Source organism: Pelagibacterium nitratireducens, from assembly GCF_037044555.1.
GTDB lineage: Bacteria > Pseudomonadota > Alphaproteobacteria > Rhizobiales > Devosiaceae > Pelagibacterium > Pelagibacterium nitratireducens.
The window spans coordinates 3,048,053-3,063,010 of the sequence record NZ_CP146275.1; the positions used below are offsets into that span (position 1 = coordinate 3,048,053).

A 14,958-nucleotide genomic window follows, 5' to 3' on the forward strand; every position below is an offset into this window, starting at 1 on the left:
CCGATTACTGCGGCTGATACTGGTCGCCATTGTTGAAGGCATCGAGCTGTTCTGCAAGGAACTCGCTCGAAGCAGGAACCAGACCAGCGCCTTCAAGCGTGCCACCGGCACCGGCCATCTGGTCGGACAGGAAGAAGGCAACGTAGTCTTCGATGCCAGGGATCACGCCGACATGAGCGCCCTTGACGTAGAACTGCAGCGGGCGCGAGATCGGGTATTCGCCCGAAGCGATGGTGTCGAGCGAAGGTTCGACGCCGGAAACGGTTGCAACCTTGAGGGTGTCGCGGTTCTGGTCGTAGAAGGAGAGACCGAAGACGCCGATTGCTTCGGGGTTCGACTGCAGGCGGGCAAGGGTTTCGGTGTAGTCACCGGCGATCTCGACCACCACGTCCTGACGCGGGGTCAGGCAAGCAGCTTCCATGGCATCTTCTTCCATTTCAGGAAGACCGGCGGCTTCACAGCCAGCTTCGAGAACGCGAACGTCGAAGACTTCGCGCGTGCCGTGGTTGGTGCCGGGAATGGCGATGAAGATGTCCTGGTCGGGAAGCGAAGAGTCGATTTCGGACCAGTTGGTGTAGGGGTTGTCGACCATTTCGCCATCGACCGGAACCTGAGCGGCAATGGCCTGATAGAGATGGACGGGTTCGAGAGCGAAATCGCCCTGGTCGATACCAGTGGCGAACACGATGCCGTCAAAGCCGAAGATCACTTCGCGAACGTCTTCGACGCCGTTGGCAACGCAGCCTTCAAGCTCGCTGGCGCTCATCTTGGACGAGGAGTTGGCGATGTCGAGGGTCGCTTCACCGACGCCTTCGCAAAGCTGACGCTTGCCGCCGCCCGAGCCGCCGCCGGCAACGTTGGGCGTGTTGTAATCGGGGAATGCGTTACCGAATTCCTCGGCAACGATCGAGGAGAACGGCAGAACGGTCGACGAGCCGGCGATCTGGATGGTGTCGCGGCTCTGAGCCTGGGCAGCGGTTGCGCCAAGAGCGGCAACGACAGCCACCGCGGCGGCGCTGGCGTAAAGTGCGGTTTTCATGATTCTGATCTTCCTTTGTGTCAGAAGCGTCCGGGCATTTTTGCCCCTTGGGTTTGATGAAGCCGGACATGTGTCCTTGCGGCTCCATCTCGAAAACAGGGGCAACCTAGGACCGGCAGCTAAAGGTTCTATGTCTTTTTCGTGACACTTGGATGACAATATAAGGTGCTGATATTGCAAATAAAAATGCGCAGCGCCCTGTGGGAAACTGCGCATTGGCAACGTTTGTGACAAAGAGGCGGTCAGCGGGGCAGGAGGATTTCCACGCGTGTGCCCTCGCCCAGTTTCGAGCGTATGGAGAGCAGGCCGTGATGGCGGGCGACGATGTGTTTGACGATGGCCAGGCCCAGGCCCGTGCCCTTTTTCTTGCGGTTGGCTTCCGCATCGCCGCGATAGAAACGCTCGGTGAGGCGCGGTACGTGTTCTTCGGCGATTCCCGCGCCGAAATCGGTCACGGTGATGGCGTGGTGGGCACCTGAGCGGCTGGCGCCGGCGACCAATGCGATCTCCACCATGCCCCCGTCGCCGCCATATTTGATGGCGTTGTCGGCAAGGTTTTCGAGGACCTCGAACAATTCCTGGCGGTCGCCGATGATGGTCACGGGCTCGTCGGGCAATTTGAGATCGAGAACAAGTTGGGCGGCGGTGACCTTGGGTTCGAGGGTTTCTGCAACCTCACGCAGCAGCAGGTTGAGATTGACCTCGGTGGTCGGCTTGACGTGCTGGCGCAATTCGATGCGCGAGAGCGAGAGCAGATCATCGATCAGGCTCGACATGCGCTCGGACTGGCTGCGCATGATGCCCAGAAACCGGCCACGCGCCGCCTCGTCCTTTGCGGCCGGGCCCTGCAGTGTGTCGATGAAGCCCATGAGCGAGGTCAGCGGGGTGCGCAATTCGTGGCTGGCATTGGCGATGAAATCGCCGCGCATGCGGTCGGTGCGCTTCTGCTCGGTGAAATCGTAAAGGGTGATCGCAACGAAACTACGCTCCTCGCTGGGCCGATAGGGGACGACGGACGCGCGGTACCAGGTTTCGTTGGGCACCGGGATGTGCAGTTCGCTGCCTTGGGCGGTCCCGGTCTCGATGGCCTTGTCGATGGCTTCGACGAGATCGGGATCACGCAGGGTGAAGGCCAGAGGATCGCCGGTTCGGGCACGGGGAAAGCGTTTGAGCGCCGCCGGGTTGCGATAGATCAGCACGGCGCGTTCATTGATGATGAGGCAGGGTTCGGTCAGAATATCGGAGAACTGCTCGACGGCCCCGTCGATACCGACCAGCGCGCCGGCCTGATTGGTTTCGACATCGGAATTGAGTGAAGCGCGCATTGCGATGGCGGTTATGGCGGCGATTGCAAGAATCACCACGCCCGAATCGAGGAGAGCGAGCCTGCCCAATACCGCCAATGCCAGAACAATAAGCACGGCAGCGCCGCCGACCAGCAGCGGTGAAACCATGACGATCGGCCGGCCCACCTCGGGTCGCGTCCTCACCCTCTGTCCTGTGCTCATTGCAAATGAATCATCAATCATGACAATGGCCATATAGCGCGTGCATGACAATGGCATGATGCAACGGGCGCATCCGATTATGACAGCTGCGACACAAAACGCCGAAGAGGACTTGATCTATATGGACGGCTTCGACCTCGAAAATCCCGAACTCGACGAAGCGATCAAGGATCGGGCGCTGACCAGCGGCGGCTATCCTTACACCGAAAAGATGAAGACCAAGGATTACGAAAAGCATCTGCGCGCCCTGCAGATCGAACTGGTCAAGCTTCAGCGTCATCTGGCCGAGAGCGGGGAACGTGTGCTGGCGCTGTTCGAGGGGCGTGACTCGGCCGGAAAGGGCGGCACGATCAAGCGCTTTCTGGAAAACCTCAATCCGCGCAACGCGCGCACCGTTGCTTTGCCCGTCCCCTCGGATCGGGAACGGACGCAATGGTATTTCCAGCGTTATGTGACGCATCTGCCATCTGGCGGCGAGATCGTGCTGTTCGACCGCTCATGGTACAATCGCGCAGTGGTCGAGCCCGTCATGGGCTTTTGCACGCCGAGCCAGACCGAAAATTTCCTGCATGAGGCGCCGCCTTTCGAGCGGATGATCGCCGAGGAAGGCATCCATCTGTTCAAGTTCTGGCTCGAGATCGGGCGGGAAATGCAGCTCAAGCGTTTCCACGATCGCCAGCACGACCCGCTCAAGATCTGGAAGCTGTCGCCGGTCGATCTCAAGGCCCTGGAAAAGTGGGACGAATACACCAAGGCGCGCAACAAGATGTTTGTGGCGACCGATACGCCGGACACGCCCTGGACGCTGATCCGGGCCAATGACAAGAAGCGCGCCCGGATCGCCGCGATCCAGTCGGTGCTGTGGCCCATCGATTATGCCGACAAGGATTTTTCGGCCATTGGGGAAATCGACCATAAGATCGTCATGTCGCCCGAAGGCTTCCTCGCCAAGACCGGATAGGCTATGGCGGGACGCAAAACGGGGAGGATACGCGTGAGCCGGACAGCAGTTTCCATCGGGGAAGCGATGATCGAAATGAGCGGGGGCGAGGATCGCACCTACAGGCAGGGCTTTGCCGGGGACACGCTCAACACCGCCTATTACCTCAACGCGCTTCTCGATGCGGACTGGCGGGTGCGCTATGCGACCGCCGTGGGCGACGACCTTTATTCGCGCCAGATGGTTGAGTTTATCGGGCAGACCGGGATCGATACAGGCGCGATCCGCACTATCAAGGGCAAGCGCGCCGGGCTTTACATGATCCATCAGGCCGATGGAGACCGCCACTTCACCTATTGGCGCGATACTTCGGCCGCAAAGCTGCTGGCGGACGATGCGACGGCGCTCGAGGCGGCGCTGGAGGATGCCGAGCTGATCTATTTTTCAGGCATCACGCTGGCCATTCTTGCACCCGAAGCCCGCGAGCGGCTGGTTGCGGCGGTTGGCGCGCGGCGGGCAGCCGGGGCCATGGTGGCTTTCGACCCCAATATCAGGCCTGCCCTCTGGGCCGACGACCAGAGCGTTGTTCATGCGCTGACGGAAGCGGCAAAGGTTTCGAGCATCGTCTTGCCCACGCATTCGGACGAGGTGCCCTATTTCGGCGATGCGGACGATGAGGCGACCGCGCGGCGCTATCTGGCGGCGGGCTGTGAGGAAGTTGTTGTCAAGAACGGCGCCGATCCGGCGCTTGTGGTCACAGGTAAGGGGGAGTGGCGCGTTGGCGCAAGAAAAGTCGCCAGCGTGGTCGATGCGACCGGAGCCGGCGACAGTTTCAATGGCGGATATCTGGCGGCGCGTCTGGGTGGCGCCAGCCCCCAAGATGCGGCCAGGGCCGGGCACGCCACCGCCTCGGTGGTCATCGGCCATCACGGCGCGCTGATCCCCAAGGAAGCACTCGGGAAAGCCGGCTAGTGCTTTGAACCTTTGTCGAAGCCCCGCCGGATGGCGCGGAGGCCGAGGAATACGGCGATCAGCGCGACGGGCGAGAGGATAGAGATGGCGAGCGTCTTGTCCCAGCCTGTCGCTTCAAGCGGTCCTGCCAGCGCGTAGCCCAATATGCCGATCAGATAATAGGTGATGGCGATGGTCGAAAGGCCTTCGACGGTGTGCTGGAGCCGGAACTGGCTGCGGGCCGTTTCGGCGATGGTTTCGAGCACCGATTTGTTCTGGATCTGCATATCGAGGCTGATGCGCACATTGAGCAATTCGACGGCCCGCTCGAGCTTATCGAGCAGGACGGCGAGCCGCTTGTCCATGGCCTCGCAGGTGGCCAACGCCGGCTCGACCCGGTTGCCGATAAAGCTCGAAAGCGAGGAGCCCTGCCCCAGGGTCGTTTCGCGCAGCTTTTCGAGCCGGTTACGCAGGATCGCGCCATAGGCATAGGCCGCGGCGAAGCGATAATTGAGCTGTTCGGAAATCTGTCCCGAGCGCACGGCAAGCGCGTGCAGGCTCTTGAGGCGGTCCTGCACCGCATCGGTGGTTTCGACCGCCGAAAGGTCGGTCATCACATCGGTCAGCCCCATTTCAACGGCCCTTAGATCGGGGCCGGTCCGGCGGGCCAGCGGCAGGGCCAGAAGCGCCATGTTGCGGTAGGTCTCGATTTCGAGAATGCGGCGCAGGGTGATGGCGCGGCGCAGCGGCGAGAGCTTGCCGGCGGCAAATTCGAAGCGGATGAACTTGTCCTTGTCGGGCACGAAATCGGTGGCCAATTGGGCGTTGGCATGCTCGACGGCGACAAGACACAGACTGGTGGGATTGAACGAGGGAAACACCCGCTCGGGCAATTCGGGCTCGTCCATCAGATCGACGCGCATGGCGCCCACCAGTTCGGCCTCGCCCAGAACGTCGAGCCCGATATCGGTGGGCCAGCTCTCGGCATCGGTCAGCGGGGCATACCACGTTATGGTGATGAATTCGGTGTGAAATTCCCAACTCGCGACCCGTTCGGGGGTGGTGAACTGGTACTGCCGGCTGGCATCGTCCTTGACCGCATGACCGTTGTCAGCCGCGAACTGGCGGAATTCTTCCATGGCCTTTCGCATGCCGCCCGAGCGATTGGGCACGGTCAGCACAAGACGGCGCACGCGCATACTGGGTGCAACGAGTTCGACAGGCCGCGCGTGCAGTTCGGCCAGAACCGCTTCGCGGTAGGGATGGTCAGCTATTGGTGCCGCGCACATTGTTTCCGAGCCTTTAAAACAATATCGCTCTACCCTACGCCCTCTGAAAAGCCATACCCATCCATCTTTGGTGTGATGCGCGCTTTTGACCTAGTAAGCCTTGCCTTCGCGCTCTTTCATATAGGCCAGTTCCTCGGGTGTGGATGGGCGCCCCAATGCCGCGTTGCGAAGCGGAAACCGGCCAAACCGGGCGATGATGTCGTGATGTCCGAGGGCGTAGGTGAGATAATCATCATGGCCCAGGGCTTTGAACAGCCTCACGGACTCTTCCTGAATTACAGCCGATTCCGAGTGCTGGTAAGGGGTGTAGGCAAAGAGCCTTTCATCGACCGAAAGCTCTGCGTCGAGGCCGCGCGAAACGATCTCCTGGGCCAGCGCCAGCGCCATGGTGTCGGATGCAAACGCCCTGGCGCTCTCGCGATTGAACTGTCGCGAGAGCTGGTCGAGCAGAATGATCTCTGCCAGCCGGCCCCTGGCCGTTTCGCGCCAGGTCCAAAGTTCGGAGCGAATGGCTTTTTCATGAACATCGCCCAGGCGCGCCGCGCAGCGGGCATCGAATTCAGGGTCGTTGGCATACCAGTCTTCGAGCCCGTGTTCGACAAACCAGAAGTCGATTACATCATCAGGCTGCATGACCCTGTCTCCAATCTTGTTTTGTTCGCATTGTGGGTTTCGCCGCGGCCTTTGCCCGGCAATACTGGCGGGGAACTGATTCCCCTCGTTTGTCGGAGTGTGTTTCACAAATGGTTGCTTGGTCCAGCCAGCAGGATGAGGCCCTCAAAGCCGTGGCAGCGTGGCTCAAGGACGAGAACGGGCCGCAGGTGTTCCGGCTGTTCGGCTGGGCGGGCACGGGGAAATCGACGCTGGCCCGGCATCTGGCCCAGGACGTCAAGACGGTCAAATATGCAGCGTTTACCGGCAAGGCGGCGCTGGTGATGCGCAAGCGCGGGTGCAAGGGCGCCTCGACCATCCACTCGCTTATCTATACGCGAATTTCCGAAAAGGAAGGCGAGCCGCGCTTTGTGCTCGACCCTGAATCGGCGGCGGCGGATGCCGATCTGATCGTCATCGATGAGGTTTCGATGGTCGATGAGGTGCTGGGCACCGACCTGCTTTCATTCGGCACCAAGGTTCTGGTGCTGGGCGATCCGTTCCAGCTTCCGCCGGTGCAGGGCGAAGGTTTTTTCACGGCGCAGGATCCCGACGTGATGCTGACGGAAATTCACCGGCAGGCGGCGGACAATCCGATCGTCAGACTTTCGCTCGATATCCGCGAGGGCCGCGGGCTCGATTATGGCACCTATGGCGAAAGCAAGGTTGTCTCGCGCCGCGAGGTCGACCAATCCGAAGTGCTCAACGCTGATCAGGTGCTGGTGGGGCGCAACAAGACGCGGCTCGACTACAACAACCGGATACGGGAATTGAAGGGCCTGCCCACCGACATTCCGGTCAAGGGCGACCGGTTGGTATGCCTGCGGAACAACCCACAGAAAAAGCTGCTGAACGGGCAGATCTGGACGCTCAATTCGATCAAGAAGCGCGCCGGCGGCACCTTGGAAATGACCATCGATCCCGAAGAGGCCGACCGGACGTCAGTGCAGACCAAGGTGCGCGCGCATCAGAGTTTTTTTACCGGCGAGGATGCGGAAATGAGCTGGCAGCTGCGCCGGCAATACGATGAATTCACCTATGGCTATTGCCTGACCGTTCACAAATCGCAGGGCAGCCAGTGGGACAGCGTGTATCTGTTCGACGAGAGTTTCGTGTTTCGCGACGAGGCGCAGCGCTGGCTCTATACGGGCATCACCCGGGCGGCGGAGCGCATAACCGTCGTGCGCTAGACGCCCTGCAGCACCAATATCCCGACGCGCTGCCGGTGCGCCGGATCGCCCAAACAGAAGAACGCGCGGCGGGTCAGGCGTCTTCGACGGGCTGAGCCTTTTGCAGGATTTCTGCGGCCTCGGGGTTGAGGGCCGTGCTTTTTTGCCGGGGCTTGAACGAAGGGGTTGGCCGGGGGCCCGTGACATTGCCGAACATGAGCGTGGCACCCTCGCTTAGCCCACCGGCGATATCGAGTTCGAACCGCGCCTTGTCGCGCTCGCGGACCTGCTGGAGAATGTCGGCGGCCTCTTCTTCATCGACGCCCAGACCGACCAGGGTCTCGTAGCCGAAGACAAACGCCGATTCGAGCGTCTCGCGGATCTGATAGTCCACGCCCAGGTGAACCAGTTCGACAGCGTGCTCGCGGTCGAAGGCACGGACATAGAGCTGTGCGAGCGGGTATTCGGATTTGACGCGCTCGGCGATCCGGGTCGCGTCGGCGGGTCTGTCGATACAGACCAGAATTGCCGTGGCGGTCGATGCACCGGCGGCGTGGAGGATTTCGGGGCGTGTGCCGTCGCCGTAATAGATCTTGAACCCGAAATCGGCTGCGGCCTGGATCATTTCGACGTCGTTGTCGATGATGGTGACATCGACGCCCTTGGCCAGAAGGGGCTGGCTGACGATCTGGGAAAAGCGGCCGAAGCCGATGATGAGAACCGTGCCAGCCAGGCCGTCGGCAATTTCAACGCCGTCGAGATTTGGTGCCTGACGCGGCATCATGCGGTTCATCGCTATGATGGCGATGGGGGTGAGAACCATCGAGACAATGACGGTGCTGGTGAGAATGGCATTCATTTCCGCATCGAGGATGCCCACGCCCAGGGCCGCAGAAAACAGGACGAAAGCGAACTCGCCGCCTTGCGCCATGAGCACCGAACGCTCGAGCGCCTCGCCATGGCTGGAGCGCAACAGGCGGGCGATGGCGTAGATGCCGGCGAATTTGACGGCCATATAGACGATGACGGCCATGATGATGAAGGGGTAGTTCTGGGCGATGACGCCCAGATCGAGCGACATGCCAACGGCAATGAAAAACAGCCCGAGCAGGATGCCGCGAAACGGCTCGATATCGGCTTCGAGCTGGTGGCGGAAGGTCGATTCGGAGAGAAGGACGCCGGCAAGGAAGGCGCCCATGGCCATGGAAAGCCCACTCATGTTCATGGCCAGCGCGGCGCCGAGCACGACCAGCAGGGCGGCGGCGGTCATCACTTCACGGGCATGGGCATTTGCGAGAATGCGGAACAGGGGATTGAGCAGGAAGCGCCCGACCAGCACAAGGCCGACCAGCGCACCGACGGCGATTGCGATATCGATCAGGCGCTGGCTCATGGTTACAGTTTCGGCCTGCGGGGCAATGAACGCCACAAGGGCCAGAAGGGGCACGATGGCGAGGTCCTCGAGCAGGAGGACCGAGACCATTTTCTGGCCGGCCGCGGTCGAGATTTCCCCGCGCTCCTCAAGCACCTGAAAGACGATGGCCGTCGAGGTCAGAACAAAGCCGAGCCCGGCGATCAGGGCAATTGTCGGCGACAGACCCATCAATATTCCGGCCCCCGTCATCAGTGCGGCGCAGGTTGCAACCTGCAGGACGCCGAGCCCGAAAATCTGTTTGCGCAGGCTCCAGAGGCGCTGGGGCTGCATTTCGAGCCCGATGATAAACAGGAACATGACGACGCCGAGTTCGGCGGTGTGCAGGATGGTGTCAGGGTGGGTTACGACGGCAAGGCCGAACGGGCCGATGGCGAGACCGGCGGCCAGATAGCCGAGCACGGAACCGAGACCGATTCGCTTGAAAATGGGAACGGCAACGACACCGGCCGCCAGAATCCCGACGACTGGAAGAAGATCAAAACCATGTGCCGCTTCACCAGCCATCCTGTCCCCCGATGTATCGATTGTCCCGCTACGCTAAGCCAGACCGAAGCGTGCGACAAGGTGCTTGACAGTGGTGTGCCGGTGTTTTAGTTATATAGCACACTACACGGAAGCACACATGACCCAGTGGCGCGACGACCAACCGATATTTCTGCAAATCCGGCAAAGGATGATCGAGATGATCCTCAACGGGGCGATCAATGAGGGCGACCCCCTGCCCTCTGTCCGACAAGTGGCGACCGATCTTTCGGTCAACCCATTGACGGTAACCAAATCATACCAGTCACTGGTGGATATGGGCACCGTGGAAAAACGCCGGGGGCTCGGCATGTATGTGACCGAGGGGGCGCGGGCTGCCCTTCTGGCCCATGAAAGAGACAAATTTCTCAAAGAGGACTGGCCGGCGATTGCGGCGCGGATTTCAGCGCTCGGGCTTTCCACCGGTGATCTGCTCAAAGATGGAGACGAGAAATGACCGCTGAAAACCCGATCGTTTCCGCGCGCGGTCTGCGCAAGCAGTTCGGCAAGAACGAGATATTGCACGGGCTCGATTTCGACATTCCGGCCGGCCGCATCTACGGGCTGGTCGGGCACAATGGCGCGGGCAAGACCACGACGCTCAATGCGCTGCTGGGCCTGACCCAGTGCGAGGGCAAGATCGAGGTTTTAGGGCTCGACCCCTTCGCCAACCGCGCCACGCTGATGAACGATGTGGCGTTCATATCCGACGTCGCCTCCCTGCCCCGGTTCCTTCGGGTGCGGGAGTTGTTTGCTCTCCTAAGCAACATCCATCCCAATTTTTCCCAGGACAAGGCACGCGATTTTCTTTCGGGCACCGACATCAAGCCCGAAGCCAAGATCAAGAACCTTTCCAAGGGGATGATCGCCCAGCTTCATCTTGCCGTGGTCATGGCGATCGACGCCAAGCTTCTGGTGCTGGACGAACCCACGCTGGGACTCGACATCACCTATCGCAAGCGGTTTTACCGGCGGCTGCTCGAAGACTACATGACCGAGGAGCGCACGCTCTTGATCACCACCCATCAGGTGGACGAAATCGAGTTCATGCTCTCGGACATCATGTTCATCCGCGATGGTGAGCTGATCGTCCATATGCAGATGGAAACGGTCAACACGCGCTATTGCCAGTTGGTGATTGCCGACCCCACCCATCTCGATGCCGCCAGGGCACTGAATCCAGTCTATATCGAAAGCCGGTTCGGCCAGACGGTCATGATTTTTGATGGTGTGGACCGCGAAACACTGGCACCGCTGGGCCAGATTTCCACCCCGAGCCTTTCGGACCTTTTCGTCGCGCTCATGCAGCGTGAAACTCATAATGCGGGAGCTGCCTGATGCAGGCCTTCATTGCGCTTATCAAACGCGAATATCTCGAGCATCGCGGCGCGTTCATCTACGGCCCGATCCTGTTGCTGGCACTGGGATCTCTGGCGGCGATCTATGCCGTGTTCGGGACCGATTTCCGCGGCGAGTTCAGCGGAACCCTGCCCACGGTGCTGCGCTTTTACGAAACGGCCTTTGCACTGGGGGCGGCAGGGTGGCTGGTTTATCTGATCATCATGCTGTTCTTTTACTACGGTGATGCCTTTTCGGCCGACAGCCGCAACAATTCGATGCTGTTCTGGAAATCGATGCCCCAGAGCGATCTGAAAATCTTCGGGTCCAAGGTGGCGGCATCGCTCACGGTGTTTCCCACGGCGATCCTGCTTGCGCTGGCCATCACCGGGGTGATCGCCTATCTGCCGACAGTGGTCGCCAGCAATTTCCTTGGCGGGTTCGCACCGCCAACCATAGGGGAAACGCTGGGCGCCTGGGTCAACATCATGGCCTCGGCCATCGTGCTGTTTGCGATCGCCCTGCTCTGGTACCTGCCGTTCCTGGCGTGGGTGGGGCTGCTGGGCACCATATTCAAGCGCTGGGCCATTCCGCTGGCCTTCCTGATACCGGCGGTGATCGGGCTGTTCGAACGGGTCGTGATGCGCAACATATTGCAGGAGGGCGCCTTTTGGGCCTTCATCACGCAGCGGTTCGAACTGAGTTTCGAGGGCCTCGATTTCGAGGGCTACTGGCTGGCCGGGCAACCCTGGAACGGATTGGAACTGGCTACGCTGATGCTATCAGGAGTCGATTGGATCCAGCTTGTCGGCGGGGTCGCGGTTGCCGTGGTTCTTATCTATGCAGCCAGCGAGTATCGCAGGCGATATATCCTGACCTGAACCATTCCTAGTCGTACGGTCGAACCGGAAAAGTCTCCAACTTTTTCTGACCACACTCAAAAGGGCCGCCCTCCGGGGCGGCCTTTTTCGTTTACGCCATTGTCGGCATTGAGAACTGTGCGCCTTCCTTGAGCCCCGAGGGCCAACGGGCGGTGACGGTCTTGGTGCGGGTCCAGAACTTTATCGAATCGGTGCCGTGCTGGTTGAGATCGCCGAAGGCCGAGGCCTTCCAGCCGCCGAAGGAATGGTAAGCCAGCGGGGTGGGAATGGGCACGTTGATGCCCACCATGCCGATATTGATGCGCGAGGCGAAATCGCGAGCCGTATCGCCATCGTGGGTGAAAATCGCGACGCCATTGCCATAGGGGTGCCTGAGCGGCAGCGAAAGGGCCTCCTCATAGGTGGGGGCACGAACGACCGAAAGCACCGGGCCGAAAATCTCCTCGCGGTAGATGTCCATGTCGGGGGTGACGCGGTCGAACAGCGTGCCGCCGACGAAATAGCCGTTTTCATATCCCTGCAAGGAGAAGCCGCGACCATCGACGACGAGATCGGCGCCCTGCGCTTTGCCGCTGTCGATGAGCGAGAGGATACGCTGCTGCGCCGCGCTGGTGATCACCGGGCCAAGATCGGTTGCGGGATCGGTGTAAGGACCGATTTTCAGGCCTTCGACGCGTGGCGTGAGCGCGGCGACCAGACGGTCGGCGGTTTCCTCGCCGACCGGGACAGCGACCGAGATTGCCATGCAGCGTTCGCCCGCCGAGCCATAGCCGGCTCCGATCAGCGCATCGGCGGCCTTTTCGATATCGGCGTCGGGCATGATGATCATGTGATTCTTGGCGCCGCCGAAGGCCTGCACACGCTTGCCGTGGGCAGCGGCGGTCGCATAGATGTGCCGGGCGACGGGCGTGGAGCCGACAAAACTTACGCCGCCAATTTCATCGTGGGCGAGGATGGCATCGACGGCGGTCCTGTCGCCATTGACGACGTTGAGAATACCGGCGGGCAGGCCCGCCTCGATCATCAGTTCGGCCAGCCGCATGGGGACCGAAGGGGCGCGTTCGGAGGGCTTGAGAATAAAGGCGTTGCCCGCCGCAATGGCGGGGGCGAACATCCACATGGGGATCATGGCCGGGAAATTGAACGGGGTTATGCCCGCGCCGATGCCGAGCGGCTGACGCATTGAATACATATCGATCCCCGGACCGGCCCCTTCGGTGAACTCGCCCTTTTGCAGATGGGGGATGCCGCAGACAAATTCGGCGACCTCCATGCCACGCACGATATCGCCTTTGGAATCCCCGATGGTCTTGCCGTGCTCGGCCGAGAGCAGTTCGGCCAGTTCGTCCATGTGCTGGTTGACCAGAGCGACGAAGCGGAAAAACACCCGCGCCCGGCGCTGGGGATTGGTGGCGGCCCAAGCCGGCTGGGCTGCGGCTGCGGAGCTGATGGCGGCGTCGAGGTCCGTCTCATCGGCAAGGGCGAGTTTGGCCGAGACCTCTCCGGTTGCGGGGTTGAAGATTTCTGCCGTCCGGTCCGAATGGCCCGCAAATTGGGTGCCGTCGATGAAATGCCCGATGGTCTTCATTGCTCGCTCCGTGAAAAATCCCCGCGAGAATGAATGTCTATTATTATAGCTTCAACGTGATAGATTTCACATTCGATGTGCAAAAACCGTAGAGCAAAATGAACTGGGACGATATTCGAATATTCCTGGCGATCGCGCGCGCGGGGCAAATTCTGGCCGCGGCGCGGGGACTGGGCGTCAATCATGCGACGGTGGCGCGGCGGTTGAGTGCGCTTGAAGACTCCATGGGCGCGCGGCTTTTCGTGCGGCGCACCAATGGGTGCGATCTGACCGCCGAGGGTGAAGCCCTGCTCGAGCGCGCCGAGCTTATGGAAACCGCTGCACTCAGCGCGCAATCGGTGATCGGGGGCACCGATGCGGCGATTTCGGGCACCGTCAGGGTTGGGGCGCCGGACGGGTTCGGGGTGGGGTTTCTGGCATCGAGGCTGGGCCAGTTGCGCGCCCGGCATCCGGGCCTGACGGTGCAACTGGTGCCCGTGCCGCGCAGCTTTTCCCTGTCGCGCCGTGAAGCCGATATCGCGATTACCGTGGCGCGGCCGACCGAGGGGCGGCTGGTGTGTCGCAAGCTTGTCGATTACCGGCTCGGGCTCTACGCATCGTCCGACTATGTCAAACAGCGCGGCCTGCCCAAAACGGTGGCCGATCTGAAAGATCATAGTCTTGTGGGCTACGTGGAGGATTTGATTTTCACGCCCTCGCTCGATTATGCCCGCGACATCTGGAAAGGCTGGCGCTCCGATATCGAGGTGTCGAGCGCACTCGGTCAGACCGAGGCGGTCCGGGGCGGCGCCGGCATCGGCATCCTGCACGATTTCCTGGCGCACAGACATGGCGAACTGGTGCCGGTCCTGCCCGAACTGGGACTGGTGCGGAACTACTGGACGGTGATGCACGAGGATGTGCGGGCGATCAAACGGGTTTCGGTGGTGGCCGATTTCATCGCCGAAACCGTGTCGCTGGCACGCGAGGACTTCTCCCGGACAGGGCGCGCCTGATTCGAGACGGGGAAGTATGGAACAGCAGCAAGCCTTTGAGAATCCCTCTTATTCTTAAACCCACTCAAACATTCGTGCAGAACCGGTGAAGCAAAACAGGGTTGCCAGAGTTATGAAATCAGGCCAACATGATCATGGTCTTAACCAAGCGAAAGGAGGTGATCCAATGTCTAGTGAGATCCGCGCAGGCGGGAGCGACTTTGGGTATGAGGTGATTTCGACGAGGCAGCCCTCGGCGAAGTAAACCCTTCTCTCCGAACCGCTTGGTGCAAACGGTTCCAACGGTTCAAGTCACCCCGTGTGACGGTATCATGGAAGGACTGTTCGAGTTATCGGACAGTCCTTTTTCTTTTGGCCGCTTGATTGGCGTGCACGACGCGCCTAAATTGTCCATCGGCGTTTCACGATGGAACGCTTCATTTTTAGATCTACGTTCTCAGGGCGGGGTGAAAGTCCCCACCGGCGGTAACAGTCTTTGGGACTGAAGCCCGCGAGCGCCGCGCCAGATTGGCGAGGGTCAGCAGATTCGGTGCAACTCCGAAGCCGACGATCATAGTCCGGATGAGAGAGAACGGGAATTGCGCCTTGTCGCGTGCCGATATCCTTTGGGGGTGCGGAGCGCTCGCGGTGTCGCCTCCCGTAACCCTGAGGA

At 60.8% G+C, this 14,958-nt stretch carries 13 protein-coding genes and 1 riboswitch; of the genes, 7 read left to right on the forward strand and 6 right to left on the reverse strand.

The window, feature by feature from the left end; all coding sequences use genetic code 11:
- Positions 1-4: 4 nt before the first annotated feature.
- Both V6617_RS15035 and V6617_RS15040 read right to left on the reverse strand, forming a co-directional pair.
- The gene (locus V6617_RS15035) at positions 5-1,039 is read right to left on the reverse strand and encodes a PstS family phosphate ABC transporter substrate-binding protein (protein ID WP_338607730.1); all 1,035 of its coding nucleotides are present in this window, start codon (positions 1,037-1,039) and stop codon (positions 5-7) included.
- A gap of 242 nt (positions 1,040-1,281) precedes the next feature.
- Positions 1,282-2,547, reverse strand: coding sequence for a sensor histidine kinase (locus tag V6617_RS15040; RefSeq protein WP_338607731.1), 1,266 nt, complete (start codon positions 2,545-2,547; stop codon positions 1,282-1,284).
- A 79-nt stretch (positions 2,548-2,626) separates the two neighbouring features.
- Between V6617_RS15040 and ppk2 the strand changes: the two genes are divergently transcribed.
- Both ppk2 and V6617_RS15050 read left to right on the forward strand, forming a co-directional pair.
- Positions 2,627-3,508, forward strand: coding sequence for a polyphosphate kinase 2 (gene ppk2 / locus V6617_RS15045; protein ID WP_338607732.1), 882 nt, complete (start codon positions 2,627-2,629; stop codon positions 3,506-3,508).
- Between the two features lie 33 nt (positions 3,509-3,541).
- Complete coding sequence (locus V6617_RS15050; RefSeq protein WP_338607733.1) at positions 3,542-4,459, forward strand: sugar kinase; 918 nt, start codon at positions 3,542-3,544, stop codon at positions 4,457-4,459.
- Here V6617_RS15050 and V6617_RS15055 read toward each other — a convergent pair.
- Both V6617_RS15055 and V6617_RS15060 read right to left on the reverse strand, forming a co-directional pair.
- Complete coding sequence (locus V6617_RS15055; RefSeq protein ID WP_338607734.1) at positions 4,456-5,727, reverse strand: DUF3422 domain-containing protein; 1,272 nt, start codon at positions 5,725-5,727, stop codon at positions 4,456-4,458. The two genes, V6617_RS15050 and V6617_RS15055, sit on opposite strands and share 4 nt — an antisense overlap.
- A 90-nt stretch (positions 5,728-5,817) precedes the next feature.
- Positions 5,818-6,360 (reverse strand): DUF924 family protein, encoded by a 543-nt coding sequence (locus V6617_RS15060; RefSeq protein ID WP_338607735.1) that lies wholly within the window; start codon positions 6,358-6,360, stop codon positions 5,818-5,820.
- Positions 6,361-6,470: 110 nt separating this feature from the next.
- Between V6617_RS15060 and V6617_RS15065 the strand changes: the two genes are divergently transcribed.
- On the forward strand, positions 6,471-7,568 hold the full coding sequence (locus tag V6617_RS15065; RefSeq protein WP_338607736.1) for an ATP-dependent DNA helicase: 1,098 nt from the start codon (positions 6,471-6,473) through the stop codon (positions 7,566-7,568).
- A 73-nt stretch (positions 7,569-7,641) separates the two neighbouring features.
- Here the strand turns inward: V6617_RS15065 and V6617_RS15070 are convergent, their stop codons facing one another.
- Entirely contained in the window at positions 7,642-9,486 is a 1,845-nt protein-coding gene (locus V6617_RS15070) for a monovalent cation:proton antiporter-2 (CPA2) family protein (protein WP_338607737.1), read from the reverse strand.
- Between the two features lie 118 nt (positions 9,487-9,604).
- Between V6617_RS15070 and V6617_RS15075 the strand changes: the two genes are divergently transcribed.
- From V6617_RS15075 to V6617_RS15085, 3 genes are read left to right on the forward strand one after another with little or no spacing between them, the layout of a single operon-like run.
- Positions 9,605-9,961, forward strand: coding sequence for a GntR family transcriptional regulator (locus tag V6617_RS15075; protein WP_338607738.1), 357 nt, complete (start codon positions 9,605-9,607; stop codon positions 9,959-9,961).
- Entirely contained in the window at positions 9,958-10,842 is an 885-nt protein-coding gene (locus V6617_RS15080) for an ABC transporter ATP-binding protein (RefSeq protein WP_338607739.1), read from the forward strand. The genes V6617_RS15075 and V6617_RS15080 overlap by 4 nt, the downstream gene beginning before the upstream one ends.
- On the forward strand, positions 10,842-11,723 hold the full coding sequence (locus V6617_RS15085; RefSeq protein ID WP_338607740.1) for a hypothetical protein: 882 nt from the start codon (positions 10,842-10,844) through the stop codon (positions 11,721-11,723). The genes V6617_RS15080 and V6617_RS15085 overlap by 1 nt, the downstream gene beginning before the upstream one ends.
- A gap of 91 nt (positions 11,724-11,814) precedes the next feature.
- Here V6617_RS15085 and V6617_RS15090 read toward each other — a convergent pair whose 3' ends face one another.
- On the reverse strand, positions 11,815-13,311 hold the full coding sequence (locus V6617_RS15090) for a CoA-acylating methylmalonate-semialdehyde dehydrogenase (protein WP_338607741.1): 1,497 nt from the start codon (positions 13,309-13,311) through the stop codon (positions 11,815-11,817).
- A gap of 98 nt (positions 13,312-13,409) precedes the next feature.
- Between V6617_RS15090 and V6617_RS15095 the strand changes: the two genes are divergently transcribed.
- Complete coding sequence (locus tag V6617_RS15095) at positions 13,410-14,306, forward strand: LysR family transcriptional regulator (protein ID WP_338607742.1); 897 nt, start codon at positions 13,410-13,412, stop codon at positions 14,304-14,306.
- Between the two features lie 428 nt (positions 14,307-14,734).
- Positions 14,735-14,883: riboswitch (FMN riboswitch) on the forward strand.
- Positions 14,884-14,958 lie beyond the last annotated feature (75 nt).